Below are 26,906 nucleotides of genomic sequence, written 5' to 3'. Positions count from 1 at the left end.
CTCGCTTGCTATCGCACCATGTAGACTTTTCTTACGGTCTGCTTCACTTCGCAGGTGCCCTTCCAGCCCGCCGGGAAAGCAGCCGCGATTCCTTCACGGACCACGAATTCACTGCCGTCATCCGGCCGGTAGACGGCCTCCCCGGAGAGGAAATAACAGAATTCGTCTTTCTCCACGTCGCAGCGCCAGGTGCCCGGCGTGCATTCCCACAGGCCCATCTCGGAGGATCTGTCCTCTCGGCGAAACAGCAGCACGCCGCACTCGTGGGAGACGGGCTCGCCGATTGGCACCGCAACATCGCCCCAGTCGGTCATTTCCTCCCGCGACAGCGTCAGCGGATCTTGGAGAAGCTTGGCTTCGGACATTGGCTTACCTCGTTCATCGTTGGAGAAATTCGTCGATGGCAGCGGCGGCCTTCTCCTTGCCATCCTGCGAGCGCATGTACTCGCCGGTCTTCCTCACGTTTTCGCGTAGCTTCTCTTCGGTCAACAGGATCCGGATGTTCTCGAGGAGTTCCTCGTCCCGCCAATGGTAGCGGTGCATACCGATGCCGTGATGAGTATCGTTCACGCGCTGCGCATTGTCGTGACCGTCCCAGACAAAGGGCATGACGAGCGGCGGGATACCGTGGTACAGGCTCTCGTTGAAGCTGTTGTTGCCACCGTGCTGTATGAACACGTCGACATGGGGCAGTACGGCGACCTGGGGGTACCAGTTGCTGATGTGTACATTCGCAGGGAGGGATGCCTGGTCGTACTGATCCAGGTATTCGCCGACGTTCACAAGGACCCGGTAGGACTGCTTGCCCAGCAGGTCGATGATGCGCTTGATCAGGTCGACGTCCGCCCCCCCCAGGGTACCGTAGCTCAGGTAGATAAGCGGTGCGTCGGCGTGCTCGCGGAACGTCGGTAGGGTGTAGGCCTGCTCTTCGGTCCTCACGCAGCCGTCCAGGTAGATGAACAGCTTGTCGTCGAGCGGCTGCCGGCGCCTGAAGCGCAGGGGTTCCGGATAGAGCAGCATGTTCAGGTGCGGCGAGGGGCGCAGGAACTCCGGGAAGGGCGGGCACTCGCAGCCGCAGCTTTCGAGGAACGACCTGAAATCATCGTGAATCGGCTTGATGTGCTTCTCGAACTCGCGGTTGTAGCCCTCGAAGCACGCCTTGTCGTTTTCGGAACAGCCCGACAGGTGCGGCGGTATGTCGGGATCGGGAATTTCGTTCTCCGAACAGGAGACCATGCGTACCCAGGGGCAGGGCGCCTGTTGCGTTGCGGGGTAGGTGGTGACGTTGTCGTTGATGATGAGGTCCGGTGCGATTTCTTCAAGCACCTTGTCGAGGCCGTTTTTCACGGACCACTTCGACGTATCGACGATAGCCTCCCAGCAGGCCTTGACGTAGGTTCCAACCTGCTCGGTCGGTGAATCGCGGAAAGTGGGCATGTACTCCATCATGAAGTCGTCCCAGTACTTCGCCTGCTCCGCCTCGGACATGGGCGGCATGCAGCTGATGTATTTCTCCGCAAAGCCGTACTTTTCGACGTGGCCGCGCAGGCCGGGTTCCAGGATGAAAACGACCTCGTGACCCCGACTGCGCAGGCCCTGGGCAATGCCGACGAGGTTCATGACTGGCCCCAGCGCGCCGGGCTCCGGGAACACCGCAATTTTCTTACCCATCAATGACTCCTGTCGCCCGGGGTTCCTGTACGGTGAGAAACCTCATCGCCGGCTCAGTTCCAGTTGTAGCGGAACTGCGCTCCGGCCCAGCGGGGCGGGCCATACACGAGCAAGGCGTAGCCGAAGAAATCGGACAGATCGAAGCGATAGGTCTGGTACTCCTCATCGCCGATGTTGTTGACGAACAGTGCCACCTCCCAGCTGTTCGAGCCATGCGATGCCTCGTAGGAAATGCGGGCGTTCCACAGGTCGTACTCCTCACCCAGCGTGAGCGGGCTGTTGTTGGTGTTGTACTGCTGCTCATCGACGTAGGTCCCGTCGAGCTGCGCAGACACCGTGGCGCCGCTGGCCAGGGTCCAGCTGCGGCGGCCGAGGAAGTTCACGGACAGATCCGGCGCCGTGATCATGTCCTGGTCTTCGAACACACCCGGTGAAAGCTCCACATCGTTCACGGTCGCATCGAGGAGCGACAGGCCCGTGGCGAATTCCCAGCCCTCGCCGGGGTTGACGAACAGCTCGATCTCGCCGCCGAAAATTTCCGCGTCGAAATTGCGCACCTGCGAGGTCACGCCCTGGAAGACGAAACCCTGGTAGTCCTCATAGTCGTAATAGAACGCGCTCGCGTTGAGACGGGCCCTGCCGTCCCAGAAGTCTGTTTTCAGGCCGATTTCGTAGCTGTCAAGAATTTCGGGGTCGTAGGACAGCTCGTCGACCAACAAAAAGCCGTCGAGCGGCGCCGTGAAACCGCCGCCCTTCATGCCGCGACTGAATTTCGCGTAGGCAAGGACGTTGTCCCGGGGTTTATAGTTCAGGGACAGGGTTGCGGTAATGTCCTCGTCATCCCGGGAGAGGTTGATGGGCCCGGCCTCCACCGCGAGAGGATTCTGCGGGTCACCGGAAGTAAATATGCTGCAGTCGTTAGGCGGAAAGCCTGGCAGCCACGGTTCGCCGACGGGAAGGGCCGGCGATGGCGTGCACTCGGACAGCAGGTCGTAGTCTTTCTTGTCCTCGACGTAACGGGCGCCGGCGATCACGGTCAGCGTCGGACTGAGATCCAGCTCAAACTGGCCGAACAGCGACCAGGAATCGGTTTCCAGCGAATAACGGTTGGTGTTGGCACCGCCGAAGGTGGGGGCCGAGAGGAAGCTGATGTAATCACCATCCAGGTTCAGGTAGTAGAAACCGCCGACCCAGCGGCTGTTTTCCGTTTCACCGTTGATGCGGAACTCCTGCGAGAACTGGGTGCTGTCCTGGTCCGTGAAGTAATCGAGAGACAGGCTCGGGTTGCCGTCCGAATCCTCAAGGTAAAACTTTTCAAGATCCGTAAAGTCGGTGATCGAGGTGAGCGTGAAATTGTCGGCCCTGAACACCAGGGTGGTGGTGGCGCCGTAGGCCTCACGGTCATTTTCGCCCAGGGGGTTCAACGCCCCGTCGTTGATGCCGGGAAAGCTGTCCGGAGAGCCTTGGAAGTCGGTCGGCATATCGCCGAGCTCGTTTAACGCGGGACGAAAGTCGTAGGCGCCTGCTACCGTATCGCTGCGCGCGGCGCGGAGCGCGATATGCGCGTCGAGCCAGTCCGTCGGTCGATAATCGAACTGGAGCCGCGCGCTGCTGAAATCCCGATCCCGGGCGTCGTCGCCTAGCGCGTTGTCGAAGTAGCCGTCCGCGGTGTCCTGGAGCAGCGACAGCCGCGCTGACAGTTTGTCCGTTAGAGGTCCGCTCACGGCGCCTTCGAAGCGCAGCTGGTCGAATTCTGCCACCGTTAGGTCGGCATAGGCTTCGAATTCCCGGGTAGGCTTCTTGCTGATCAGGTGCACCAGCCCGCCGGTGGCGTTGCGGCCGAACAGCGTGCCCTGGGGGCCGCGTAGTACCTCGACGCGATCGAGATCGTACAGTTGAACGCCCGCTGCGCCGGTAAAGCCGACATAGGCGCCGTCTACGTACAGCGCGGTCGGCGCCTCCTGGTGGTCGGCGAAATCATTCTGCCCGACGCCGCGAATGGTCAGGATGGAAACGGTCGAGTCGCCGGAGAAGGACGTGCCGATCAGCCCCGGTGTCTGGGCGGCGATGTCCTCGCTGCTGCGCCAGGCCAGTTCCCGTACCCTGTCCCCGCCAAAGGCGGACATCGATACGCTCACATCCTGGATGTTCTGCTCTCGCTTCTGCGCGGTGACGATGATTTCTTCCAGCTGCTGCGCGGCGGTCGGCAGCGCCGCCATTCCCAGCCCCGACGCCAAAACGGCTGGCAGTGTCTTCTTTGCGCTGACCATAGCGAATCTCCTGTGTCGTGACCCGAGTGATCCAGGGGTGCGTCACCCGCCGGGTCCTCAGGACGCACGAACTTCACGCCGCCTCAGCGCGGCTCCTTTGAAGCTAGTTCATGAACTTTATTAGTACAACGTAAAAAATAGTACAACGTAAAATAATTGCTCGACTCCGCCGCCGTGCACCAACCCGGGTCGTTTCGGGTTCACCGCGGGGTGTGCCGCGGACCGCGCTACTCGTCCCGAGGGCGAAGGTGGTAGCCTTGGGACCCGGGAAGTTGCCTGGAATGCGCTGGAGACCGTCTCCTTCGCAGCGGCTGGCGCGCTTCCTTTCGATCAGGTGTGCCGGAGATGAGGTCATGGGGGCCGTAACCCCGACGCGAAAAAAAGGTCAGAAAACGCGAAACGCCGTCATTGCCGCCGCCCGCAAGGTCCTCCTGGAGGAGGGCTACGGCCATTTCGTGTACCGCCGGGTCGCCGCGGCGGCGGGCGTGGAACCCGGCAACGTCCAGTACTACTTCGCGAACAAGCGGGACCTGCTCTGGGCGGTGCTAGAGCCGGAGCTCGATAACTACCAGCAGCGCCTGGAAAAGATCTGCCAGGCCGGCCAGTCTCAGCGGGACACGGTCGTCGAGATGGTCACGTTTCTGCTCGCGGACGTGAGGCTGGAAGAGACCCTTAATCTCTGGCTGGCCATCTGGAGCATGGCCGCCCACGATGCGGAAATCCGCGCCATCACCGGCCGCTTTTACACGCAGTACGTCAAGACGCTTTCCGCTTCCCTGCGGAGCGCTGCGCCCGGCCTCAGCGCCAGGGATGCCGAGGAAGCCGCGTGGCTGATCACGTCGGAGTTCGACGGCCTCATGGTCGTGCTCAGCATGGGCAGGCCTCGGGTCGAGGTACTCGAGGCACTGGAAGGCCGGCTGGTGACCTATCTCTGCCGCATGCTCGAGTGAGCATGCTCCGGAGCGGGCTCAGCAGCCACCCCCCGGGCGGCAGCGGCGGCCACTCCACTGAGTACAAGCTCTACAAGCCGCTGCGGCTCCTCGTCCTGCTGCTCATGGTGGTGACCACGCTGAGCGTCCTCAGCCAGCTGCTGGCAAAGTGGGCAGGGGTGTACTGGCCGCATTGGGTGACGTTCCCGCGGGAACGCTTTCTGGTTATATCGAGGCCTCGCTGAAGGCCGCAGCGCGTAGGGCGCCGGTGCCGCTGCTGCGGTCAAGTCACCCCGGGGCTATGGTCGATGGACGTTGGCGTGCATTGCAGCCCGGCCGCCGTCGCTCAGGCCTCGGGCTTGATGAACTTCAGCGTCATGCGATCCGATTCTCCGATTGCGGCGAGTTCCTCTCTGCGCCCCGGGTCGTCCTGGCTGGTTGCGAAGCTTGGCGCGAGTCGCCAGACGATGTCCTCCTCGCCCGGCTGATCCGCCGGGTTGGCGTTGATCTCGCTGGTCGCAACAAGTTCAAAGCCCGCGTCCTCGATGCGCTGGATCAGCCAGTCCTGCTTGAGGTAGCCGCGTGAGCCATCGGCCCAGTCGTCTGTTGCGTCGGCGGGCGCGCGGTGCTGTACCACCCCGACGGTGCCCCCGGGCTTCAGGACCGCGTAGGCGTCGGCCAGGGCCCGCCCGACAAAATCACCCTTGTCCGCGAAGCGTGCCATGTTGTGAAAGGCGCGGATGAACAGCACCGCGTCTGCCGTGCCGTGCATCGCGTCGGGCAATGAGTTCAGCGCGAAGGCGGAAAGCTTCGGGCCCGGGTTCGACGCCCACGCAGCCGCCTGCGCCGGCCAGGTGGCGGCCCAGTCCTCCTTCTTGGCAAGTGCTTCATCCGTCATGAAGTTGAAATTCCGATAAAGCGCGATGGGGTAATCCGCGCCGATCAGGTGGCCGGCCTCGCCGAGGTAGGGCAGCAGGAGTCTCGTGTACCACCCGCCGCCCGGAAGCACCTCGACCACCGTCATGCCGGGTTCAATACCAAAGAAGGCCAGCGTTTCGCCGGGGTGACGCCAGGGGTACCGCGCCGCCACTTCCTCGGGCTGGGCGGCAAGCACGGCCGCGAGGCGCTCTTGCAGGTCGGTCGCGTCCGGCTTGGCCGGGACTTGCACCGCTGTCGATTTTGGAACTGCGGTACTGGCTGCCTCCGGCGACGGGCCTTCACCGCTACAAGCCGTTAACAGGGCAGCGACAAGGGCGTAAGCCATAAAGTTCTTCATACGCTGAACCTCCTTCTTGCGACGGCCGCTTCGGCGCCCGATCAGATGCTTACGACTATAGATTGCGGTAAGCGCGCATGGAAGGTGCCTCGACGCCGTCGAACGCAAGTCCTTCAAAGCCGCCTCGCGCCGACGCCTGCGCTAGTCCCGCGTGCGCAGCCCGAGGACGGCCAGCCCGACGGCAACAAAGGATGCCAGCGCCACGCTGATCAGAAGCGCAGCCACGATCGCCTCCACCAGAGTCGTGCCGGTCCGGCCTCCCGCGGCCAGCGGTGTCACCCTGCCCGCGCCGACGATGCTGCCGAGCAGGATCGCGAACCAGTTGACGTAGCCCGTGTAGAGCCAGGCGAGGCGCATGACCTGTTGCTGGCGCGCGGACAGAAGGAACAGCTCCCAGACCGAGCCGATGGCTAGCAGAAGGACCCCGCTGAGCGCACCGATGGTGTGTGCCGAGAGGCCGAGACGCGGCAGCGCCAGGGCCGGTAAGACCAGCCCCGTCAGCAGCGCCAGCAGGATAAGGATGAAGCCGTGTCTGATGATGCGCCTGTCTATCCGCTGTTCTCCGGCCGGTGTACGGGTGGGGTGAGCTGCCGTCGCGGTCAGCGCCGCCCGGAATTGTCGCGCCCGGCGCGCAGCAGCAACAGCCAGCGCACGCCGGCAAAGAGAAAAAGGAGGCCGATGGCAACCAACACCCAGCGCCAGCGGTAGCCGAGCCCCGCCCCTTCGCCAGAGACGCGATGAATGCCCGGGAAGCGGCTCGCATAGCGGACGAGGATCGTTTCACCCACCTGCCCGGCATAGCCGCTCGACTGCCCCGACCGCACACGGCCTTTCGGGTCCGTGAACCAATACCTGATGTAGTCCACGTAGCCCCCCGAGGACCTGCGGACCGAACCCGAGGCCGTGATCTCCGCCACGACCGTTTCTCCGCCGTTCTCCAGCAGTTCGTCGTAGACGACCAGCCGGCCGCCGACCACCGCGAGGCCTAGGCCGAAAAGGGTCGCCGCCAGAGCACCGATCCAATCACGCATGGTAGGCCTCCTCGTCTAGCGACAGCTTAGTCAAGGCAGCAGCGGAGCGCTCACCGGTCCAGCAGACAGCGAAGGTGCGCGCGTACCTCTGGCCATTCCCCCCGGTGGAGGCTGTACATCACCGTATCGCGAATGGTGCCGTCCCGCCGCAGCGCGTGGCCGCGCAATACGCCATCCTTCTTCGCACCGAGGCGCTCGATCGCCCGCTGGCTGGCGAAATTGAAGTTGTCGGTGCGCCAGCCGACCACGTTGCACCCCAGGGTGTCGAAGGCATGCGCCAGCAGCAGCAGCTTGCAGGCGGTGTTGACGTGCGTGCGCTGCGCGCGGCGGGCGTACCAGGTGTAGCCGATTTCCAGGCGCTTCACCGCGGGCAGGATGTCGTGATAGCTCGTGGAGCCGAGCACGTCGCCGGTCGCGTCCTCGATTACCGCAAAGGCGAAGCGCTGGCCTTCCCCCCGGTCTGCCAGGGCGCGGGCTATGTAATCGCGCGTCTCCGCGGGAGCGGGCACGGAAGTGACCCGCAGTTGCCACAGCTCGCCGTCCGCCGCTGCAGCGCGCAAGCCGCCCTCATGCTCGAGCTCGAGCGGTTCGAGGGTGACGCCATGCGCGCTGAGTCTTGCCGGTTCGACGAATGCCATGTGCGTGCCCGCGTGGCACCCCGGGGTCAGGCGACGTGATGTGCTACCCGCACTTCGAGTCCGCACAGTTCAGGCAGGTCATGCAGCCGTCCATGAGGACGACCGCCTTGGTGTGGCACTTCATGCACAGGCTGGCGCTGGGCGGGAAGGGATTGTCCTCCGCCTCAGCGCCGTCAGTCTTTTTTGCGCCCGGCTCCTGCCCCTGCATTTCCATGCGCTTCTGTTCCAGGTACTCCTGCTGGTGCCTGTCGAGGTCCGTGTTGATGAGGCCGATGTGCTTCATGTGGTCCTCGATGGCATAGCCGATCTCGGCCACGATCGAGGGCATGAACACGCCGCCCTTCTTGAAGTAGCCGCCGCGCGGGTCGAACACGGCCTTCAGCTCTTCCACCAGGAAGGTCGCGTCGCCGCCCTTGCGGAAGATCGCGGAGATGAGACGGGTCAGCGCCACCACCCACTGGAAGTGCTCCATGTTCTTCGAGTTGATGAACACCTCGAAGGGGCGCCGGGCCTCGTGCTCCGTGCCCTCGTTCAGGATCACGTCGTTGATGGTGATGTACATGGCGTGCTCGGAGAGCGGTGTCTTCACCTTGTAGGTGGAGCCCACCAGCCGCTCCGGGCGTACGAAGGCTTCGTGCATCTGCACGACGTTGCTTTCGGGCTGCTGCGGGGCCTCGGTGACCGCGGCTTCTTCCGCGCTGCGCTCGGCTTCCGGCTCGCGGACCTTGTAGCCGACGATTTTCTTCTCGATCTTGGTAGTCATTGTCTCGTCGCCCTCCCGGCGCTCAGAACTTGCCGTAGTAGCCTTCTTTCAAGGCGTCGAAAAGATTGGCGGCGGTATGGATCTCGCCGTCGTATTCCACTTCCTCGTTGCCCTTCAGCTCCACGGTCGTGCCGTCGTCCAGCTTGAACTCGTAAGTGGTGTTCTCCAGGTCCTTGTCCTTCACCAGCACGCCCTGGAAGGCCTCCGGGTTGAAGCGGAAGGTGGTACAGCCCTTCAGCCCCTTCTCGTAGGCGTACATGTAGATGTCCTTGAAATCCTCGAAAGGGTAGTCCGTGGGCACGTTCGCCGTCTTCGAGATGGAGGAATCCACCCACTTCTGCGCGGCGGCCTGGATGTCGACATGCTGCTTGGGCGTGACGTCGTCGGCGACGGTGAAGTACCCCGGCAGCTGCTCGTCCTCGTTGTCCGAGTAGGGCATGGCCTTCGAGTTGATGAGCTGGCGGTAGGCCAGCAGCTCGAAGGAGAACACGTCGACCTTCTCCTTGGTCTTGCGGCCCTCGCGGATCACGTTGCGCGCGTAGTGGTGAGCGAAGCTGGGCTCGATACCGTTGCTGGCGTTGTTGGCCAGGGACAGGGAGATGGTGCCGGTCGGCGCGATGGAGCTGTGGTGCGTGAAGCGCGCGCCGTTTTCGGCCAGCTTGTCCACCAGCTGCGGCGCTACCTCGGCCACGCGCTGCATGTAGCGGCTGTAGCGCGCGTGCAGTACACGGCCGGGTAGCTTGTCGCCCACCTTGATGCCGTCGCGGGCCATCTCCGGGCGGGCGTCCATCATCGCCGGGGTGACCTCGAACTCGTCATTCATGATCGGCGCCGGACCCTTTTCCTCGGCCAGCTCGACCGCCTGCTCCCAGCCGGCGATGGCCATTTCCTTGGCGACCCGCTCCGTGAAGGCCACCGACTCCTCGTCGCCATAGCGCATGCCGAGCATGGTCAGCGTGGAGCCAAGGCCCAGGAAGCCCATGCCGTGACGGCGCTTGTAGGTGATCTCGTGGCGCTGCTCTTCGAGCGGCAGGCCGTTGATCTCGACGACGTTGTCGAGCATGCGCGTGAACACGGCCACGACCTCGCGGTAGCGCTCCCAGTCGAAGCGGGCCTTCTCCGTGAACGGGTCCAGCACCAGCCGGGTCAGGTTCACGGAGCCGAGCAGGCAGGAGCCGTAAGGGGGGAGCGGTTGTTCGCCGCAGGGATTCGTCGCGCGGATGCTCTCCACCCACCAGTTATTGTTCATCTCGTTGACCTTGTCGATCAGGATGAAACCCGGCTCGGCGAAGTCGTAGGTGGAGGACATGATGAGGTCCCAGAGGCGCCGCGCCGGCAGCGTCTTGTAGACCCGGCAGGCGATCTCGCCGTGCTCGTTGCAGAGGTAGTCCTTGGTGACCGGGAACGGGCGCCAGACCACCTGCTTCGGATCATCGAGGTCGAGGCCCGAGTCCCTGGCCTCCTTCTCCGTCATCGGGAAGGAAAGGGGCCACTGCTCGTCGGCCTTCACCGCGTGGATGAACTCGCTGGTGATCAGCAGGCTCAGGTTGAACTGGCGCAGGCGCCCGTCCTCGCGCTTGGCGCGGATGAAGTCGAGCACGTCCGGGTGGTTGACGTCGAAGGTGGCCATCTGCGCCCCGCGGCGGCCGCCGGCGGAGGAGACGGTGAAGCACATCTTGTCGTAGATATCCATGAAGGACAGGGGCCCCGACGTGTAGGCGCCGGCGCCGCTCACGTAGGCGCCCTTCGGCCGCAGCGTGGAGAACTCGTAGCCGATGCCGCAGCCCGCTTTCAGGGTCATGCCGGCCTCGTGGTTCTTGTTGAGGATGTCGTCCATGGAGTCGACGATGGACCCGGACACCGTGCAGTTGATGGTCGAGGTGGCCGGCTTGTAGGCCTGCGCGCCGGCATTGGAGATGATCCGGCCCGCCGGCAGGGCGCCGTTCTGCAGCGCCCAGACGAAGCGCTGGAACCACTGCTTCTGTTTCTCTTCCGTGGGCTCCGCCTCGGCCAGGGCCCGGGCAACCCGCTTGTAGGTATCGAGGATGTCCGCGTCTACCGGGTTGCCGGCGCGGTCCTTGAGCCGGTACTTCTTGTCCCAGATATCTTCCGATGCCGGTTGTACATCGATGTCAGGACCCGCCGTGAAAGCCTGGACTGCTTCTCCCATGGTTGTTATCTCCGCTGCGCTCGGTGTGACGTGACGAACCCACAGTCTGCGCGACACGGCGGGGGCTGACAAGCCCTGAGGCCCCTTATTTAGATTTTTTCTATGGGGCGCCCACTATATGTAGTGTTTTTTCCTGTGACTAAGCTGTGGACAGGCGGTGGGGGGAGGACGCGCCGGGGGCGGTCGATTTTGCCGTTGGCGATGCCGCCCCGGTCTGCTATGATCGCGCTCCCGCTGACGTCGGTGTGTAGCGCAGCCTGGTAGCGCACTTCCTTCGGGAGGAAGGGGTCGCAGGTTCAAATCCTGCCACACCGACCATATTTTCAATGACTTACGGCCGCCCCGGATTTCAGATTTCACTGCTAGGTGGAATCTCAGGTGGAATTCGGTTGTCGGCGACACTCAGTCGTCATGACCCCTCAGCGCTCCCTGATCAGTAACAAGTCCGGAAATAGTGCCCGTCGGACTGCCCGTAGTCATACATGAGTTCCCGCGCCGCGTAGTCCCAGTCGATGCAGGTGTGCGGCCACTGAGCGTCCTCCTGAAGCAGTCCCAGATCCTCTGCCATGGAGCAGGCAAACTCTCTGTCGCTCTCAAACTCGCCCTGGTAGAGCTCCTCGACCATGTTGGCTGGGATATCCAGCGCGGCAGCAGCCATGAAGACGTCCTCATCAAGGTAGCTGGCGTCCAGGGCTTCCCGGTAGTCCCAATAGGCGGCATCCAGGCTGTATTCACCAACGAACTGCCGCGGCAAGCCTTCCACGTCGGCCACAATCCACTCCTCGCACAGATGCCCGAGCTCCCGCGTAAGCCGTCTGAGCCAGTTGCTGACAGCCGACAGCCAATCCTGGTAGGTGGGCGTCTCTTCCAGATCGAAGGTCCCCGGGACGAGGCAGCCGCCGTTGTAGCTGCTCAGTTCATAGAGTGTGATCTTTGCCATCGCTAAGTCTCCCAATGAATCGCGGGGGTCTCATACCGCACCGCTACCCACTTCAAACCACGGGTGGGGTGGGGGGGATGGACCAAGGCGGGCTCGGGAGGGGGGGAGGGTATAAGTCACTGCCTTGGTAAGCGGAATCGATTGCCGAGATAACGAGAAAAAGGCATCAATTTGGTGTATGCTATTAAGAAACAGCATTCATGGTGTGAATATATGGCCCGGCGTTGCAAAGTCTGCGAGTCCCCGCATGCGGCTGATATCAACCGGGCGCTCGCGTCGGGGGAAACCCTGAAAGACCTGTCTGATCGATTCGGGATCAGCACCCAGGCTATCTCGCGTCACAAGCGAAACCACCTACGCCTGCTGCAGAATGCCGGTTCCGGGCGTGTCGCAGCCTCCCCGGAAGACGTGACGCCTCTGCGCGTTGTCCCAGAGGCTGAGCGGCAGGCTTTGTTGGATACCTTTCGCAACAACCCGATGCGGATGGAAGACATCACCCCTGATTACATCGTTACCAAGCAGGCCAATGTGCTCCGCCGCCTGGAGCAGCTGTGCGATCGCTTAGATTCGGATGACGACAAGCGCGGCCTGCTCGACGGCCTCAAGGCCTGCGCCGGCCAGATCAAGGAGCTGGGCCTCTCCTCGGGAGCTATCCACGCGAGCCCCAGCGTGCAGGTGGGAGTGAAGGTATCGCTGCATGATGTCTCGACTGCCATCGATACGTCGCTAGGGGAGAGCCTCGACAGAGCCCCCGCCGAGATCCGGCGCTGGTTTGCTGACAATGTGTTGGGGGCGCCTCGGTGACACTGGCAATCCCCCCCGAACTGCATCGGGCTCTCCGATACCGGTACTGCCGGGAGCTCTTCGCGGAAGAGGTCTGCGGCCTGCAGCTGGATGACTGGCAGCGGGACGTACTCTCCGAGCCGTATCAGCCGACGATTCTCTGCTGCAGTAGGCAGGTGGGGAAAACAGAATGCGTGGCATTGCTGGCTGCCAGTCAATGCATACTGGTGCCCGGGAGCTTCAGCCTCGTGGTATCCACCGGTAGAGAGCATGCCGGAACCGTACTTTCACGCATCAAAGACTACATTCGGAAAGGGGAAGAGCAGGGCCTTTGCCAGATCGACTCTGACAACGCGACCCGCATCCAGCTCGACAATGGCGCTGGCGTGGCATGCATCTCTTCTTCGCCGAAGGCTGGTCGTGGCTTCGTGGTCAAGCAAGGCCTGCTTATCGTGGACGAGGCAGCCTTCCTGCCGGACGAGGAGGGTGGCGAGGCGGGAGTGATTGATTCCCTCCTGCCAACGATCAGCGCGGGCCATGGGACGCCAATTCTGCTTTCGACGCCGAATGGCAGGCTTAATCGATTCGCTCAGATCTGGCACTCCGGCGATGAATACTGGCGCCGCATATCCGTGCCGTGGACCGATTGCCCGCGGCTCAACGCAGGCCTGATGGCAACCATTCGAGCGTCAATACCCCCTGCCGTGTTCGACCAGGAGTACTGTTGCAGCTTCGCCGCGAACAGCATGAACCCGTTCACGCAGGAAATGCTGGCCGGCGCCCTGGGTGGCCAGTCGCCTCCGGCATCCGCTCACGAACCGGATGCGGAAGATCCTGTCATACAACGCTCGCAACCGTTCTCTCTGCTACGGAGTGCTGCCCATGCCAATCTCTGACCTCGACCCCTCCAAATGGCGTGGATCCGAGTACACGGTCCTTGCTCATGACTTCGGTCTGACTGCCGACTTCTCTACGGCTGTCGTGATGGGTAAATGGACTGACCTCGGAAGGCCTGTTTTCGCTGTGATGTACGCCGAGCGCTTTCCTCATGGGCTCAGCCCGACCGAAACCGTGGAGCGGGTCGTTCGCCTCGCCGTCGACTGGCGCGCACACGAGGTTGTTGCAGACATCTCGAACCAACAGGCACACCTCGAAGCCCTCGCCGGAGCCTCACCGATTCCCATCTGCCCACTTAAGATTACGTCTCGAGTTCAACACGCGCTCGACCCCTCGCTCGGCAACATCACAGTGGGCGGCCAGAAGGCCCGTGTACCGATCTGGATGCTGTCGAGGACCGAGTTGATCGATGGCCTATATCCGTTCTTCGAGCTCGGGACGCTACGCATCACGGAGCAGGGCGATGGACCGGAGATCATTCGAGAGTTGAGCAGCCTGTCGCGGGAGATCACGCGGGCGTCGAATGTCGTGTGGACGTGTCCGCCCAGTGGGCACGATGATATGGCGATCTCTGGCGCGATCGGCGTATGGGCACAACACTACCGCCCGGCCTGTGCCATAATCGAGCCAAGCAGGCTGAAGCCGCGCAATGCGGCATTGACCGTTACCCGCGGTGTGCCAGCAGCTGGCTGGACATAATAATTGCTGTTGGAGCTCGTATTGGCTCCCACATCTAACTTTGGCTATCCGGGCATCGGCGACCCGTATCAAAATTCAGACGTATGGAAGGCTGATGATGAGGCGACGGAGTAAACCCAAGAAGCCTGAGATAGGCAAAAAGTAGAATGTAAGAGCCTCAAGATGTAAGGCGTAGTAATGGAAGAACAACTACAGAGCCTGCTGATAGAAAGCCCTTGCTAGCTACTTAGATGGCGCAAAGGCTCTTAGGAAAACTGATCATGGTGGTCTAGGGTATCTCAATGGAGAGATTAACCAACATAAACGTCGACCGAGTACTTTGGAGTTGCAACGACCTTGGCGTTGACCCTGCAGAGGTCGCGGCAGCTTCACGAATCCCAGAAAAAACCTTTGAGAAATTGTTACAAGAGCAGCAGGGGCTAACCTTCCGTCAATTAAAGCAGCTGGCCAACTTCTTCGGGAGAGGCGCGCTCTTCTTCCTCGAAGAGGGGAAGGTAGACGAGGAGCGTATCCACACCCCGAACTTCCGCAGCTTGACGAAACAAAAGCCAGCACTCTCTGCGAACACTAGAAGCATAATCGAGAGAGCCGAAAAGCAACGCAAAATCTATCTCGAGCTGCTCTCTGACCTTCGCCCCGAGGCGATAGTTGCCTTTGATCCGCCGGAGGTTGCAGGGACGTTACCTGCGGAAGCGGCGGGTATTGCTCGAGCGTGGTTGCAGTTGGGCGAGACAAATAGCTTCGATACGTACAGGCAATCTATTGAGGCCAAGGGCGTTCTTGTCTTTCGAAGTAATGGGTATCAAGGCAAGTGGCAGATTCAAAGACAGAGTCCGATCTTGGGGTTTAGTCTTTATCATGAGGTTCTGCCCATTATCTTTGTGAGGAAGCAGGACCCAGCGAGCAGGCAGTCTTTCACGTTGGCACACGAGCTGGGCCACATATTGCTGCATCGTGAAAGCTCCGTTGATGAGGAGGCAGACTTTCTATCAGATTCTGGCAGGGAGTCTCAGGCGAACAAGTTTGCGGCACATTTCCTAGTCCCAGACAGTTTTATCGATTCCATACCCGAGTTAACTGATGCAGGTAGCTTTGAGGTTGTGAACGACCTCTTGAGAGACTGCCGCTCCTCCTGGGGTGTCAGCAATGACGTACTCATTCTTCGGTTGATAGAAGTAGGGCGACTTGAGCAAGAGTTTTACACTGCTTACCGGCAATGGCGAGAGGCGCTGCCACAAAAAGAGTCGTCAGGGAGTCGTATATACCGGTATCGAGAGCCGATTCATTTGTTTGGCGACAAGTATGTAAAAACTGTACTGGACTCACTGAGCGATCAAAAAATCACTGTTACTCGCGCAAGCCGCTACTTAGACGGCATAAAGCTCCAGGACATACATAAACTTGCCGGGTACTATGCGGGCAATTGATGCCTCTTCAATCGTGTATGGCTGGGATAACTACCCTCCTGACCAGTTTCCGAGACTATGGGACTGGCTTGCTACAGAGATCAGCAGCGGGCAGCTCGTGATCGCCAGCGTTGCGTTGGAAGAGGTGGAGCATGTCGCGCCTGACTGTGCTAAATGGTTGAAAGACGCGTCCGTACGCCAGCTGGGGATAGGTAACGCAGAAGTTACGAAAGCCCTTGAGATACAGAAAGCTCTCGGCGTTTCAGACGGAGACTTTCACCCTAAAGGCGTTGATGAGAATGATATCCTGATCATTTCGTCTGCTCAGACAAACGGAATGCCGCTGATCACTAATGAGGGTCGACAGGATGATCTGCCAGGAGACATGAAGAAATACAAAATTCCAGCTGTATGCGGTCTTCCTGGCGTGAATGTTGCGACGATGAGTTTTGTGGAGTACATCAAACAGTCAAAAGAGGTCTTCGGCTAGAGGGCTTGAGATGAAACGGCCTCTCTCGGTCGCGGTTCGACCCGCGCTGCTCTAGACCTCTTTTAAAGTGATTCAGCATGCAAACGGTTGCATTGGGAATGGCGTAGCACCGCAGGAATTAAAGAATCGGTCTTCATAATTCTCTTTCAGCTTTTTTATGTCATTGTAATCCCAAGAGTCGCCTTTGGCTTCGCGCTGATCAAAAAACTCATCCCTGAAGCAATCAACAAGCTCTGAACAATCTACCTGTCGTGAGAGCTCGCCTCCGACGAACTCCCAGTACCGAACCTCTTCCCAGTACAAGTACTCTTGGAGAGACCTGAAGTCGTCAGGCAATCGCGTTCGCCTGATTGGCTTCGCGCCCACGATAACTCTGCTATCGAACTTCAGAGGAAGCCGCAAACCTTGGTAGCGATACTCAAATAGTTCATCTCGGCTTTCTTCGATCTGCTCCGGGATTACTCTGTTGATGGTAGGAGGCCTTACATCTGAATCAAGAAGCAGGCTATCCAACTCAAGGCGACCTTCGACGATATTGAAAAAGCACCAAAGCCCACGCCAGCTCCACGTTGACCGCATAACCGGTGTGAGGCTGAGCTGCTCAGGAGTGAACATTGGCTCACCGGCGTACTCGCAGATCTGATACACCTCGTCCCCAAGCTGAATCTGATCAACAAGCTGTGTCGTCATAGCGTTTCCTCGGGTGGCATTCCGGCAACGCCATCGGACTCCTGTTTGGTCTCTTCAAACAACCGCAGCCGAATGCCGACTGGGCAGGTTGAATTGTTCATCACGGCTCTTCTCACGCTCTCATTGGGATCAGACGCCAGAAGCTCGAACAATTCAGCAGGCCCTGAAGAACTTGATGCGGCAGCCAGGCGCCACTGAGTTGACGGGTCGGAGGCGATGCGTGCGACGAAGCTAGCGGGACAATCTTCCCTGCAGAGAACCTGCTCCCGAACTTCCCACCAGGGGTCATCTGCAAATCTCTCCAATAGATCAGAGCCCACCTTTGCAGATGTCGCCAGCGCCTTGCGAACCCTCCCGTCCGGATCATTGGTCAGCCTGAACAGCAGATCTCGATCCGGGGTCGGCAGCGAGAGAAACTTCAACCTGACTTCGGCACATGCGTTTTTGGCAAACGCTTCTTGGACTTTTCTGCTTATCGCCTCTCTTCGGGAGATAAAGGCTTGCGCCGCCATGACGCGGATTTGCGACTCTTCATCTTTCAAGAGGGTTATCAGTGTAGCGGCGGTACAGTTCTGGTTCTGAGCGAGGAGCTCACGAACCTCTCTTTCTGGATCCTCGGCAAGGCTTGAAAGTATCGCCCCCGTTGAATTCTTGTGCCCTGCAATCAACCCCCGTAGTACGGCGAGTGCTGAGTCCTCGTACTGCTTCAATATGTTGGCTGAGCAATTAGCCGACCGCACCAGATGTATAGGATGCGCGGCATGAGTGAGAGCAGCCGAAAGAATGGTATCGAATCCAATCCCGCCTCGCTTTGCTATGCCGTCCGGGTCGGAGTACTCATTCTCATAGTCGTTCTGGTAGTAGTTGTTCAGACCACGCATGGCCAAGTACGCCCGCTCGGAGATTGTGTACACGACATCGCTCGGAGAGTTTGGGTGACACGCTAGCAGGTGCTGGACCAGCCTGTCTTGCAAGGTAGCTAGGCGCGACAACAATCGAGGGTCCGTATGCTCCCAGTGCAGGTGTTCAGTAGAGATTCTCTGCCGAACATCGCTGCCCACTTTGCTTGGGATTGGCTCGACCGTTCCGTGATCAACAAGCTCACTGAGTGAATCCTCGAGGTCCGCCATGCTGGCCCGTGAATGATTGTTGAGATCTTGCCAAAGCGATCCTCCATAGGGAACTAGCCAGGCCAACTCGGCAAGATGGCGTTTTTCCGAATTTGGGTTCTGGGTGAATCCAACAGCCTGTGGATCATCCGCTTCGATGGTGCCCGACATCCACTGCCCGGTGGAAACCCATGCCCAGAACCATTCGTCCAGGAAATCATCTGGCGTTTCTGGGTGAGCGAGTACCTGACTTAGGACCGCCTCGATCCCAAGAGCGCTTGCGGTGACCACTAGGGATTCCCAGCCAGTCTGTCCCCACATCAATCGATTGATTACTTTCTGCAGAATCTGGCTATTGCAGCGGGGGTGCTTGCAGACGCCATGTACAGTCTTGATATCCCGGTGCACAGCCAGAGCTGCCAGCGTTTCTATTGAGAGACCTTCGTCCTCAAGTAACGCAAAGAGGTCATCCTGCCTTAAGCGCTCTAGTATTTTCTGGACTAGAGTCGTCGTGGCGTTGGGATTCTTCGCAGCGAGTGCCAGTGCGGCCATATCATCGTACTCGAGCAGACGCTCAAGCTGCTCCGTCGTGGCCTTCGAGGACTTCGCTAGGTAGTGGCGATCATGCTCTCTGCTTAGCCATAGGCGAACGGTCTTTCGGTTCGAATCTCCGCGCTGTTGACTTCGGTCTTGCTTGGATTGCTTCGGAGCGCCTCTGGGCTGCCCCGAGACATCGGTGCTACTTCGGATACCCTCGGTTGGTTTAATTATGCTGCTCGTCCGACCGAATGGTGGCTCGAGGACCTTTCGATGGAGAAGCTCGAAGAAGCACGCCATGCATGCTTGTGTATCAGCAAGTGCGTCGTGTGGGTTGTCAAACGGGCGTCGGAAAACTTTGGCATGCAGCTCTTCGAGTTTTGGCCACTTATATCCCGGCTTTGAAGAAGGCTTCGGTAGACGGCACCAGGTGGTGGTCTCTTTCATGGTGCAAACCTTCTTCTTCCCGCTCAGCGGGTAGTCGCGAAAGTACTCGTCTTCATAGGCCCTTCGAACAAACGCCTCGTCGAAGCTCAAATTGTGCGCAACAACTACCTTAGCTTGCGCCCCGGCCTTCGCGAATTCAGAGAGTACGGAGTTTAGAGGCCTACCTTCCCTAGTGGCTCTTGCGGTGGTGATTCCATGAACCGCCGTTGCAGCTGGTGGAATCGAGTAGCCGTCTGGCTTGATGATGTGGGAGGCGCGGGCGATTTCCTTGTAATCCTCGCCGGCAAGAATCCATGCGAGCTGAACGATATGATCTTTCGATCTATTTGTTCCGGTGGTCTCTGTGTCGAAGAAGAGGAACATTTGCCATCACCTCAGTAAGCCCCCGCTATATGAAACTAGTAATATTCCCTGATGTACTTATACGCCCGGTCGAATAGCTCTGAGTCCTGATGTAGCTTGTATTTGAACAGTGTCTGCCGAAGCGCCTGTTTCACTTCGCGCTCACCGGCATGCGTAGCTTGCCACCCATCGAACCGCACAGCGCGCACAATCTCGTCAATGTCGTCGACGATTCGCCGGACCATCACGGGAGTGTCCCCATTCTGTGCTTCTTCGAAAAGCTCGGTTAGTGCGGCTTTGCCCCGGTCGATATCCTCATCGACAGGCGTCTCTCGCTCCATCTTGACCACGTCTTTGGCTAGCGCAAGCAGCTCTTTCAGGAAGTCGATGCTATGGAGCAAGCCTTGTTGGTGCCGCTCTTTTAGGTCCTCCAAACGCTCCGCGAGCGCTTTGTAGTTCGGGTTTGCCGAATGCTTGCGGAGGCGGCCCGTCAGCTTGACGGCGATCTCCTTTGCCTTCTTTTCCGGGTCTGGGTTGCCGAGCACGGCCTCAAGCAGCTCCGCGTCCATTACCAGCGTATCCAGGTCATCGCGCACTGCGTCGACGTGAACGTTGGCGTGGATCAGCTCAATGGTCTTGGCTCCCAGTCGATGCCACAGTAGCTTGCCGGTGCCGGTTGATGGCTTTAGGGACTCGTAGACCTGTGCCAGCCATCGGTAGTCAGCTTCGTGGGGCGTCAGTAGCGGATCCGGAGAAAGCGCTTCCCAGATGCGGCTGAGAATGCTGAAGTCTGATGCAAAGGCGTCTCTGAGCTCGTTGGTTGGCAGACAGTCCTGCGCCGCAATAAGGCCCTCGTACCCGGTTAGCGTTCGGTCCACTCCGGCGAAGTACTCAAGGCATTTCTGGAGGGCGGAAGGCAGCATGCCCGCCAACTCCGCGATATTCGAAACCGCCTTTTGCACACCTTTCTCGTCAAACTGCAGCGCTTGTGCCACATCGTCGAAGCTTCCCAGGTAGTCCACGATGAGGCCGTGCGTCTTTTGCTCGCCATAGGGTCGATTCGTCCTGCATATGGCCTGCAGCAGTGTGTGATCACGCAGAGGCTTGTCGAGGTACATCGTCTGCAGGATGGGAGCATCGAAGCCTGTCAGCAGCTTTGATGTAACGATGATGATCTTTAGCGGGTCCTTGGGGTCGCGAAAGCGGTCAAGCAGCTTCTCTTCGGCATCCCGGTCGCGACTGTAGGGTGCATACTCCGTCTCACCACTGTTCACCGACATGACGATGTCAGATGTTTCCGGTGGTAGATTCCTGTCGAGCTCCTGCTTGTAGAGAAGGCAGCTCGCGCGGTCGAAGGTGACGACCTGCGCACCGAAACCGTTCGGCTGGACTTTCGACTGAAAGTGCTCAGCGATATCCGCGCAGATGGCGCTGATTCGCTCTGGGGCCTTCACGAGAATCGCCATCTTCGCAGCGGCGCGACCGAGTTTGTCCTTGTCCTCGTCGGTGAGGCCTTCGGTCAGCTCGGCATAGGCTTCCTCGATCGCTTCCTGATCGATATGCAAGTCGACCAACCGCGGCTCGAAATGGAGCTCCTTGGTCGCCCCGTCTCGGATCGAGTCGTTGAGCCCGTATCTGCTCATGTAGCCGTTCTCGTCGACCTCGGCACCGAAAGCGTAAAAGGTGTTCTTGTCGGCGCGGTTGATAGGTGTCCCGGTCAGGCCGAAGAGGAATGCATTGGGGAGCGCTTCGCGCATCTTGCGGCCCAGGTCGCCCTCCTGCGTCCGGTGCGCCTCGTCGACCATGACGATGATGTTGTCTCGGGTATTCAGGACGCCATAGGCCTCCCCGAATTTGTGAATGGTCGTAATAACGACCTTGCGAGCATCCTTCTCTAACAGCTCCTTGAGCTCATTCCGGCTCTCGCTGCGGACCATGTTCGGCATGTCGGCGGCATAGAAGGTGCCGGCAATCTGGCTGTCGAGGTCGATGCGGTCCACCACAACCAGTACGGTTGGATTCCTCAGCGCCGGGTGCAGGCGCAGCTTGCGTGCGGCAAACAGCATCAGGAGCGACTTCCCTGAGCCCTGGAAGTGCCAGATCAGCCCCTTGCGCACCTGGCCGGCGACGACGCGCTCTACGATCTTGTTGACGCCGTCGACCTGCTGGTAACGGGCGATGATCTTGATACGCTGTTTGCCCTTCTGCGTGGCGAAGGCTGTGAAATTGGCGAGCAGGTCCAGCACCATCGCCGGCCGCAGCATCGCGTTGACGGACTTCTCGACCTCGCCCATCGACTGCGGGCCATTGGCGTCCGTCCGCCACGGGCCCCAGAGATCGATGGGCATCCGGACGGAACCGTAGCGGTATTCCTTCCCCTCGGTGGCGATCGAGAAGACGTTCGGCACGAACAGCTCCGGCACGTTCTGCTCGTAGTCGTCATGGACCTGGAGCGCGGCGTCGAGCCAGCTCTGGCTGGAGCGGACCGGCGTCTTGGCCTCGATCAGTACGAGCGGTAGGCCATTGACCAGCAGCACCAGATCGGCGCGCTTTTCGGTCTTACCGGCGCGGAAGGTGAACTGCTGGGTGACGACGAAGCTGTTCTGCTCGATGTCGTCAAAGTCGATCAGTCGGATTGTGACATGCTGCCCGTCCGCGCCGAAGGGCATGGAGCGTTCGCCGAGCATCCAGGCGGCGAATTCCTCGTTGGCTTTCACCAGCCCGTCCGAGCGCGCGCCCATGACGATGGCGCGCAGGCGGTAGAGAACGTCGTCCACGCGGGACGGATTGGCGGCGATGTCGGGGTTCAGGCGGATCAGGGCGTCGCGCAGATAGGGCTCGACCATCGCCTCCTGCGACTGGCGTGGCAGGTCAGTGGGGCCGACGAAATGCCAGCCGAGGCCGGAGATCGTGCCGCCCTGCCGGGCGAGACCGGGCGCGACGGTGGATGGACCGGTGCTGCCTGCGAGGCGGTCCCGGATAAAGGCTTCGACGGTGTTGCCTTCGTTGAATGTCACTCGACGCCTATTTCTTCAATGATGATCCTTCGGAGCTTCCGGACTTCCGCGATACGATTCCTTGCATTAGAGATTTGACGCCAGACACTTTGAAGTTCTGTTACGATCTCATCCTGAGCTGGCTTGCTCGTCACCGGCACCAAAACATCCCTGAAGTATGCTGCGTTCATCTTGAAATTGATCTGTTGAGATGTGGCCGCCCCAAAGAGTTTTCTTTTTCGCATAAAGTTCAAAAGACGCCACAGATATTGAGTATTCTGCTGCTCATTTACTCTAATGCGAAGAATGAAGCTCGCGTATGTCCAATTGCCCTCTTCGGAAAAAATGGCTGCCTTTCCAACATGTGCAGCGCTCCCCGATCTCCAATTGAGAAGAATATCGCCCTTGCTGAGCATGAAACTCTCTTTTGTCGGCTCTGGATGGTAGACGAGTTTTCCAAAGTCGAGCCTGCCATCAAGAGTGATATTTGCACCTGTAATGATGGGCCATCCAATCTCTGGTGAGGTGTTCCCCGACACGGCTGCGGAAATGCCGTAGGCAACATCAGCGATTTCAGAAACTCGATCCATAGAAAAGTTCGAACGTAAGCGTTCGAATTGATTGCCCGAAACCAATCGTGAGTCTGTTTTCTGAACAAAGAGCCTAAACCCGAAAAGGCTTTCTTCCAACTTTGTCGCCTTAGATACAGCGGCTCTAAGAGATTCCTCGTAGTATTGCAGTGCGCTAAGAACCTCCACCAGCCGCACCTGCTCCTTGACCGGGGGCAGCAGGAATTCAAAGCTGGCGAGGCTCTTCCAATTCGTTCGCGGTGACAGGGAGCCCGCAGAGGTTCCGACAGCATGATCGAAGAATGCATCTGTCTGGCAGATGAATGGGAGCAGCTCTGGCATAAGCGCATCGCCCGATGGCTCGAGCACGTAAATGTCGCCCGAGCAGACGCCCGCGAAATCCGCGACAGCCACCTTGCGCTGGTATGCGCGCCGCTTGCCGAAAAGGACCTGTCCGGGCTTGAAAACCGACGTGAAGGTCGTCCCGTCCGCGATGTCGGCCCAGCGGCGAATGCGCACATCGCCGGAATCGATATGCTCCAGCCCCACGACGCATTTATAACCCTCGGCTTCCGGGTTCTTTGCCCGTTTCTTGGACAGTCGCACCACATCGCCGAACGCGACACGCGTCCATCCGGCCTTGTCAGAAATCACCTGTTCAAGCATCGGCATCCTCCGCCGGTGCGATCCCGTCCAGCATGTCGACCAGCGCATCCATGCCCGTCCAGAACTCGTGCGCCTCTGCATCGAAGGCACGCCAGGCCGCCGGGAGCGTCACGGCATCCTCCGCCGCCACCGCGGGCCTCTGCTTTTTCACATGGCGGGCGATAGACAGGTTCCCCTCTGCCGCCAGCACTTCGGCCGTGCTGACCACGGCTGCGAAGCCGGGCGCGTCGTCGAACGCGTGATAGGCCATCAGGATGCGCGCCTGATGCGCATCGCGCAGGAAGCTCTGCGCCTGCTCGCGCGCGACCTCGGCCACGGCGTCGATGAACAGGATGCGTCTATGCCGCTCGGCCGGCTTGCGGCTGCGGCAGACTATCACGCAGGCTTCCATGGGCGAGTTGTAGAACAGCCCCGGCCCGAGCCCGAGAACGCATTCCACCAGATCGGCCTCGATCAGCTTGCGCCGCATCTCGGCCTCTTCGTTGCGGAACAGTACGCCATGCGGGAACAGGATCGCGCAGCGCCCGGTCTCGGAGTCCATGCTTTGCAGGATGTGCTGAAAGAACGCGTAGTCCGCGCGCCCCTGCGGCGGGGTGCCAAGGAAGTTGCGTCCCCAGACATCCTTCTCCCACGCGACGCGGTTCCACTTCTTGATCGAATACGGCGGATTGGCGAGGACCACGTCGAACGTGCGCAGTTCGTCGCCTTCGATAAAAGCAGGATCAGCCAGCGTGTTGCCACTGGAGATCTGGAAGTCCGACACGCCGTGGATGACGAGGTTCATCCGGGCGATGGCGGCGGTGATGGTGATCAGCTCCTGCCCGTAAAGGCCCATGGTGCGCGTCTCGCCGCCGCGCCGCTTTACCTCGGCCAAGCACGAGATCAGCATCCCGCCAGTACCGCAGGTCGGGTCGTAAATGCTCTCGCCCGATTTCGGCTCAAGCATCTGCGCCATGAGGTGGACCAGCGTGCGGTTGGTGTAGAACTCCTGCGCGGTGTGGCCGCTGTCGTCGGCGAACTTCTTGATGAGGTATTCGTAGCCGTTGCCGAGCTCGTCCTCGGGCACGGCGGCGAGCGTGAGATCGTGCTTCGAGAAGTGCTCGATCAGGTTCTTGAGCGTGGCGTCGGGCATCTGGCCCTTGTCGGTCCAGGGCGCGTTGCCGAAGACCCCCTGCAGCCGCTTCGGGTTGGCCGTCTCGATGGCGAGGAAGGCCGAAAGCAACGCTCGCCCAACATCCTTCGGTGCGCCCCGCACGTCGGTCCAGTGTGCGCCTTCGGGGATGACGAAACGGTCGTTCGCCGTGGCGGTCGCATAGCCTTCATCGCCTGTCTCGTCGAGCGCCTCCCGGTAATCCTCGTCCCAGACGTCAGATAGGCGTTTGAAGAACATCAGCGGGAAAATGTACTGCTTGTAGTCGCTGGCATCGACGAGGCCGCGGAGCAACGTAGCAGCATCCCAGAGATAACTTTCGAGCTCGCGTTGGGAGAGGTATGCAGTCATTTGGGAGTCTTTGGTACAGGTCTGGGTGCTAGGCGTTCATCAACAGGCATACCCTGCGCTTCTGCAAATTTCCTAAGCTTTCCGCTAGCCTTAAGAAACAGGCTTATGCCCTCGAGAGCCTCTTTTCGGGAGATCGTTCCATTTCCATGCACAACCTTTCCCCGAGCAGATATGGCTTTGTTATCGAGCGTCGCGAAATTTCCCACAACTGTGCCTAGTGCAGCTCTTCTATAGCTGGGTTCCACCTCTCGCTTCCAAATATCAAAGTAGTTCTTACCGCGCCGCTTCTTGCTGAACGAGAACACTCTTTCTAACTCTTTTCGCAGCGGCTTGGTGGGGGATTTTCCGAGCTTCAGTACGACGCGCTTGAGGGTCCACTCGAAATGCATCGCGGCCAAAACCACCGCTCCACAATGATCTACTTCAGAGTGCTTTCGGATGAAAGTCTCTCGATTGTCTGACCCGTAACCAACGTTCCAGATCATAGCCAACCCCTGTCATTCAGCACCTTGCGCAGGTGATCCTCGGCCGCACGCGCGTCTGCGAGAGCGTTTTTGAAGGCATCAATGGCCTCAGGCAGGGGTGGAACATCTTCGCCGATGGGCGGGAGCACGTAGCGGGAGATGTTGAGCGTCCATCCTTCCTTCTTGATCTCGTCGATGGTTGCGACCTTGGTACGATCATCGACATCCTTGAAGGCGCGGTACCAGGCGACGATCTGGTCGCGGTGCTCCTGGTCGAGGAAGTTTTGCGCGCGGCCTTTGCGGGAGAGGCTCGACGCGTCGATGATCAGCACTTTGTTCCTACTTTCTGCCGGCTTCTTGCGCCGTAGCACTACTACGCAACCCGCTAGCTGGGTGCCGTAGAAGAGATTCGGTGCCAGGCCGATGACGGCCTCGATCATATCTTTCTCGAGCAGCGCCTGGCGGATGGCCCCCTCGGCCGACTTCCGGAACAGGGCGCCCTGCGGCAGGACGACAGCCATTCGGCTGTTACCTGCGGGTGCCATGGACGAGATCATGTGCTGGACGAAGGCGTAATCGCCATAGCTTTCGGGCGGGACGCCGTACTGGGCACGACCCCAAGGGTCGGCCTCCCAGAGCTCGCGCCCCCACTCCTTCAGCGAGAACGGCGGGTTCGCGATCACACAGTCAAAAGTGGCGATCCCACTCGTGCTTGAATCCGTGAAAGCGGGATTCCGGAGCGTGTCTTCGCGAGCGATCTGGAAGTCCTCGATCCCGTGTAGCACGAGGTTCATCCGGGCAATAGCAGAGGTGGTGAGGTTCTTCTCCTGGCCATAGATTTTGCCGAAAAAAGTCCGCGGGTCGCCCCCCTTGCGCATCACGTGCTCGATTGCGCCCAGCAGCATGCCCCCGGTACCGCAGGCGGGGTCATAGATGCTCTCGCCTTCCTGGGGGTCGAGGATCTCGACCATCATCCGCACAACGCTGCGCGGGGTATAGAACTCGCCGGCCTTGTTGCGGCGGGTTACGTCGGCGAACTTGCCGATCAGGTACTCGTACGCGTCGCCGAGGACATCCGTACTCACTGCCTTGTTGCCGAGCCCTATGTCCGAGAAATCCTCGATAAGGTCCTTGAGAAGTTCGTCTGAGAACTTTTCCTTATTCCCCCAGTCGGCTGTCCCAAAAACACGAAAGAGCGTGTCCGGGTTGGCTCGCTCGATTTCCTGCATTGCCCGATGAAGCGCCGCACCGACATTTGCCGCAGTTTCCCTCACATCGCGCCAATGACATCCGTCAGGAACGTTAAAGCGGTGGACCTCAGGGAACAGTGAAGGGTCAGCTTCACCGTAGATCTCCCGCGCGTCTGCAGTCTCTTCGTCCCAGACGTCAGATATTCGCTTGAAGAAGAGCAGGGGCAGGATGTAGCCCTTCCAGTCGGTGCGGTCTACGGCTGACCCCCGCAGCGTGTTGGCTGCATCCCACAGGGCAGATTTTAGGGAGTTGGGTTCGGGCATTTTTGGGAAGTGTACGGTAGCTCGATGGTCATCATAGCTGCGTGCTCAGGTTTCTCGCTACTCCTCCCGCGTATGACGAGCATGACGCAGCAGCGTGTCTCACTGAAG

Annotated in this window: 24 protein-coding genes and 1 tRNA gene; 8 read left to right on the top strand and 17 right to left on the bottom strand. The window is 59.9% G+C overall.

What is annotated here, in order from left to right:
- Nucleotides 1-8: 8 nt before the first annotated feature.
- From RKE50_RS01940 to RKE50_RS01930, 3 genes are read right to left on the bottom strand one after another with little or no spacing between them, the layout of a single operon-like run.
- The gene (locus RKE50_RS01940) at nt 9-365 is read right to left on the bottom strand and encodes a cupin domain-containing protein (protein ID WP_350033953.1); all 357 of its coding nucleotides are present in this window, start codon (nt 363-365) and stop codon (nt 9-11) included.
- A gap of 13 nt (nt 366-378) precedes the next feature.
- Complete coding sequence (locus tag RKE50_RS01935; RefSeq protein ID WP_350033951.1) at nt 379-1,671, bottom strand: glycosyltransferase; 1,293 nt, start codon at nt 1,669-1,671, stop codon at nt 379-381.
- Nucleotides 1,672-1,724: 53 nt separating this feature from the next.
- A complete protein-coding gene (locus RKE50_RS01930; protein ID WP_350033949.1) occupies nt 1,725-3,890 on the bottom strand; it encodes a TonB-dependent receptor in 2,166 nt (721 codons plus the stop codon).
- Between the two features lie 404 nt (nt 3,891-4,294).
- Between RKE50_RS01930 and RKE50_RS01925 the strand changes: the two genes are divergently transcribed.
- Together RKE50_RS01925 and RKE50_RS01920 are read left to right on the top strand one after the other, a co-directional pair.
- On the top strand, nt 4,295-4,891 hold the full coding sequence (locus RKE50_RS01925) for a TetR/AcrR family transcriptional regulator (protein WP_350033948.1): 597 nt from the start codon (nt 4,295-4,297) through the stop codon (nt 4,889-4,891).
- Nucleotides 4,888-5,115 carry a hypothetical protein gene (locus tag RKE50_RS01920; RefSeq protein WP_350033946.1) on the top strand — a complete coding sequence of 76 codons (228 nt, stop codon included), beginning with the start codon at nt 4,888-4,890 and terminating at the stop codon, nt 5,113-5,115. Before RKE50_RS01925 ends, RKE50_RS01920 begins: the two co-directional genes overlap by 4 nt.
- Before the next feature lie 101 nt (nt 5,116-5,216).
- Here the strand turns inward: RKE50_RS01920 and RKE50_RS01915 are convergent, their stop codons facing one another.
- The 6 genes from RKE50_RS01915 to RKE50_RS01890 form a co-directional block, all read right to left on the bottom strand.
- Nucleotides 5,217-6,146 (bottom strand): class I SAM-dependent methyltransferase, encoded by a 930-nt coding sequence (locus RKE50_RS01915; RefSeq protein ID WP_350033944.1) that lies wholly within the window; start codon nt 6,144-6,146, stop codon nt 5,217-5,219.
- A gap of 141 nt (nt 6,147-6,287) precedes the next feature.
- Nucleotides 6,288-6,683, bottom strand: coding sequence for a styrene oxide isomerase (locus RKE50_RS18560; protein WP_502937864.1), 396 nt, complete (start codon nt 6,681-6,683; stop codon nt 6,288-6,290).
- Between the two features lie 62 nt (nt 6,684-6,745).
- Entirely contained in the window at nt 6,746-7,177 is a 432-nt protein-coding gene (locus tag RKE50_RS01905) for a DUF3592 domain-containing protein (RefSeq protein ID WP_350033941.1), read from the bottom strand.
- A gap of 50 nt (nt 7,178-7,227) precedes the next feature.
- Entirely contained in the window at nt 7,228-7,815 is a 588-nt protein-coding gene (locus RKE50_RS01900) for a GNAT family N-acetyltransferase (protein ID WP_350033939.1), read from the bottom strand.
- A gap of 43 nt (nt 7,816-7,858) precedes the next feature.
- Entirely contained in the window at nt 7,859-8,578 is a 720-nt protein-coding gene (locus RKE50_RS01895; protein WP_350033937.1) for a TSCPD domain-containing protein, read from the bottom strand.
- Nucleotides 8,579-8,600: 22 nt separating this feature from the next.
- Nucleotides 8,601-10,748 (bottom strand): adenosylcobalamin-dependent ribonucleoside-diphosphate reductase, encoded by a 2,148-nt coding sequence (locus RKE50_RS01890; protein WP_350033935.1) that lies wholly within the window; start codon nt 10,746-10,748, stop codon nt 8,601-8,603.
- A gap of 241 nt (nt 10,749-10,989) precedes the next feature.
- On the opposite strand from RKE50_RS01890, the gene RKE50_RS01885 reads away from it, so the two are divergent.
- Nucleotides 10,990-11,066 (top strand) — tRNA-Pro (locus tag RKE50_RS01885).
- 115 nt (nt 11,067-11,181) lie between these two features.
- Here RKE50_RS01885 and RKE50_RS01880 read toward each other — a convergent pair.
- Nucleotides 11,182-11,688 carry an antirestriction protein ArdA gene (locus RKE50_RS01880; protein WP_350033933.1) on the bottom strand — a complete coding sequence of 169 codons (507 nt, stop codon included), beginning with the start codon at nt 11,686-11,688 and terminating at the stop codon, nt 11,182-11,184.
- Between the two features lie 213 nt (nt 11,689-11,901).
- On the opposite strand from RKE50_RS01880, the gene RKE50_RS01875 reads away from it, so the two are divergent.
- The 5 genes from RKE50_RS01875 to RKE50_RS01855 all read left to right on the top strand — a co-directional run bounded on the left by RKE50_RS01875 (nt 11,902) and on the right by RKE50_RS01855 (nt 15,963).
- Entirely contained in the window at nt 11,902-12,492 is a 591-nt protein-coding gene (locus RKE50_RS01875) for a hypothetical protein (RefSeq protein ID WP_350033931.1), read from the top strand.
- Nucleotides 12,489-13,367 carry a terminase large subunit domain-containing protein gene (locus RKE50_RS01870; RefSeq protein WP_350033929.1) on the top strand — a complete coding sequence of 293 codons (879 nt, stop codon included), beginning with the start codon at nt 12,489-12,491 and terminating at the stop codon, nt 13,365-13,367. Before RKE50_RS01875 ends, RKE50_RS01870 begins: the two co-directional genes overlap by 4 nt.
- Entirely contained in the window at nt 13,354-14,067 is a 714-nt protein-coding gene (locus RKE50_RS01865; protein ID WP_350033927.1) for a hypothetical protein, read from the top strand. The genes RKE50_RS01870 and RKE50_RS01865 overlap by 14 nt, the downstream gene beginning before the upstream one ends.
- 281 nt (nt 14,068-14,348) lie before the next feature.
- On the top strand, nt 14,349-15,494 hold the full coding sequence (locus tag RKE50_RS01860) for an ImmA/IrrE family metallo-endopeptidase (protein WP_350033926.1): 1,146 nt from the start codon (nt 14,349-14,351) through the stop codon (nt 15,492-15,494).
- On the top strand, nt 15,469-15,963 hold the full coding sequence (locus tag RKE50_RS01855) for a DUF4411 family protein (protein WP_350033925.1): 495 nt from the start codon (nt 15,469-15,471) through the stop codon (nt 15,961-15,963). The genes RKE50_RS01860 and RKE50_RS01855 overlap by 26 nt, the downstream gene beginning before the upstream one ends.
- A 72-nt stretch (nt 15,964-16,035) precedes the next feature.
- On the opposite strand, the gene RKE50_RS01850 is transcribed toward RKE50_RS01855, so the two are convergent.
- From RKE50_RS01850 to RKE50_RS01820, 7 genes are read right to left on the bottom strand one after another with little or no spacing between them, the layout of a single operon-like run.
- Nucleotides 16,036-16,653, bottom strand: a complete 618-nt coding sequence (locus tag RKE50_RS01850) for a hypothetical protein (RefSeq protein WP_350033924.1) — start codon at nt 16,651-16,653, stop codon at nt 16,036-16,038.
- Nucleotides 16,650-19,109 (bottom strand): exonuclease domain-containing protein, encoded by a 2,460-nt coding sequence (locus tag RKE50_RS01845; RefSeq protein WP_350033922.1) that lies wholly within the window; start codon nt 19,107-19,109, stop codon nt 16,650-16,652. Before RKE50_RS01845 ends, RKE50_RS01850 begins: the two co-directional genes overlap by 4 nt.
- A gap of 35 nt (nt 19,110-19,144) precedes the next feature.
- Nucleotides 19,145-22,105, bottom strand: a complete 2,961-nt coding sequence (locus RKE50_RS01840; RefSeq protein WP_350033920.1) for a type I restriction endonuclease subunit R — start codon at nt 22,103-22,105, stop codon at nt 19,145-19,147.
- Nucleotides 22,102-23,319: a restriction endonuclease subunit S gene (locus RKE50_RS01835; protein ID WP_350033918.1), complete on the bottom strand. Its 1,218-nt coding sequence runs from the start codon at nt 23,317-23,319 to the stop codon at nt 22,102-22,104. Before RKE50_RS01835 ends, RKE50_RS01840 begins: the two co-directional genes overlap by 4 nt.
- Nucleotides 23,312-24,820: a type I restriction-modification system subunit M gene (locus tag RKE50_RS01830; RefSeq protein WP_350033916.1), complete on the bottom strand. Its 1,509-nt coding sequence runs from the start codon at nt 24,818-24,820 to the stop codon at nt 23,312-23,314. The genes RKE50_RS01835 and RKE50_RS01830 overlap by 8 nt, the downstream gene beginning before the upstream one ends.
- Nucleotides 24,817-25,305 carry a hypothetical protein gene (locus RKE50_RS01825; protein WP_350033915.1) on the bottom strand — a complete coding sequence of 163 codons (489 nt, stop codon included), beginning with the start codon at nt 25,303-25,305 and terminating at the stop codon, nt 24,817-24,819. The genes RKE50_RS01830 and RKE50_RS01825 overlap by 4 nt, the downstream gene beginning before the upstream one ends.
- Complete coding sequence (locus tag RKE50_RS01820; protein ID WP_350033913.1) at nt 25,302-26,798, bottom strand: type I restriction-modification system subunit M; 1,497 nt, start codon at nt 26,796-26,798, stop codon at nt 25,302-25,304. The genes RKE50_RS01825 and RKE50_RS01820 overlap by 4 nt, the downstream gene beginning before the upstream one ends.
- Between the last annotated feature and the right edge of the window lie 108 nt (nt 26,799-26,906).

Source organism: Pseudohaliea sp., from assembly GCF_040217025.1.
Taxonomy (GTDB): domain Bacteria; phylum Pseudomonadota; class Gammaproteobacteria; order Pseudomonadales; family Halieaceae; genus Pseudohaliea.
This window is presented reverse-complemented; position numbering and strand designations above follow the sequence as displayed.

What these genes read in the sequence shown, in the direction of transcription:
- RKE50_RS01900 (WP_350033939.1), bottom strand. Translation starts at nt 7,815, where the DNA reads ATGGCATTCGTCGAACCGGCAAGACTCAGCGCGCATGGCGTCACCCTC.
- RKE50_RS01860 (WP_350033926.1), top strand. Translation starts at nt 14,349, where the DNA reads ATGGAGAGATTAACCAACATAAACGTCGACCGAGTACTTTGGAGTTGC.
- RKE50_RS01895 (WP_350033937.1), bottom strand. Translation starts at nt 8,578, where the DNA reads ATGACTACCAAGATCGAGAAGAAAATCGTCGGCTACAAGGTCCGCGAG.
- RKE50_RS01850 (WP_350033924.1), bottom strand. Translation starts at nt 16,653, where the DNA reads ATGACGACACAGCTTGTTGATCAGATTCAGCTTGGGGACGAGGTGTAT.
- RKE50_RS01820 (WP_350033913.1), bottom strand. Translation starts at nt 26,798, where the DNA reads ATGCCCGAACCCAACTCCCTAAAATCTGCCCTGTGGGATGCAGCCAAC.
- RKE50_RS01930 (WP_350033949.1), bottom strand. Translation starts at nt 3,890, where the DNA reads ATGGCGGCGCTGCCGACCGCCGCGCAGCAGCTGGAAGAAATCATCGTC.
- RKE50_RS01890 (WP_350033935.1), bottom strand. Translation starts at nt 10,748, where the DNA reads ATGGGAGAAGCAGTCCAGGCTTTCACGGCGGGTCCTGACATCGATGTA.
- RKE50_RS01830 (WP_350033916.1), bottom strand. Translation starts at nt 24,820, where the DNA reads ATGACTGCATACCTCTCCCAACGCGAGCTCGAAAGTTATCTCTGGGAT.
- RKE50_RS01880 (WP_350033933.1), bottom strand. Translation starts at nt 11,688, where the DNA reads ATGGCAAAGATCACACTCTATGAACTGAGCAGCTACAACGGCGGCTGC.
- RKE50_RS01825 (WP_350033915.1), bottom strand. Translation starts at nt 25,305, where the DNA reads ATGATCTGGAACGTTGGTTACGGGTCAGACAATCGAGAGACTTTCATC.
- RKE50_RS01905 (WP_350033941.1), bottom strand. Translation starts at nt 7,177, where the DNA reads ATGCGTGATTGGATCGGTGCTCTGGCGGCGACCCTTTTCGGCCTAGGC.
- RKE50_RS01845 (WP_350033922.1), bottom strand. Translation starts at nt 19,109, where the DNA reads ATGTTCCTCTTCTTCGACACAGAGACCACCGGAACAAATAGATCGAAA.
- RKE50_RS01835 (WP_350033918.1), bottom strand. Translation starts at nt 23,319, where the DNA reads ATGCTTGAACAGGTGATTTCTGACAAGGCCGGATGGACGCGTGTCGCG.
- RKE50_RS01915 (WP_350033944.1), bottom strand. Translation starts at nt 6,146, where the DNA reads ATGAAGAACTTTATGGCTTACGCCCTTGTCGCTGCCCTGTTAACGGCT.
- RKE50_RS01925 (WP_350033948.1), top strand. Translation starts at nt 4,295, where the DNA reads ATGGGGGCCGTAACCCCGACGCGAAAAAAAGGTCAGAAAACGCGAAAC.
- RKE50_RS01940 (WP_350033953.1), bottom strand. Translation starts at nt 365, where the DNA reads ATGTCCGAAGCCAAGCTTCTCCAAGATCCGCTGACGCTGTCGCGGGAG.
- RKE50_RS01935 (WP_350033951.1), bottom strand. Translation starts at nt 1,671, where the DNA reads ATGGGTAAGAAAATTGCGGTGTTCCCGGAGCCCGGCGCGCTGGGGCCA.
- RKE50_RS01865 (WP_350033927.1), top strand. Translation starts at nt 13,354, where the DNA reads ATGCCAATCTCTGACCTCGACCCCTCCAAATGGCGTGGATCCGAGTAC.
- RKE50_RS01875 (WP_350033931.1), top strand. Translation starts at nt 11,902, where the DNA reads ATGGCCCGGCGTTGCAAAGTCTGCGAGTCCCCGCATGCGGCTGATATC.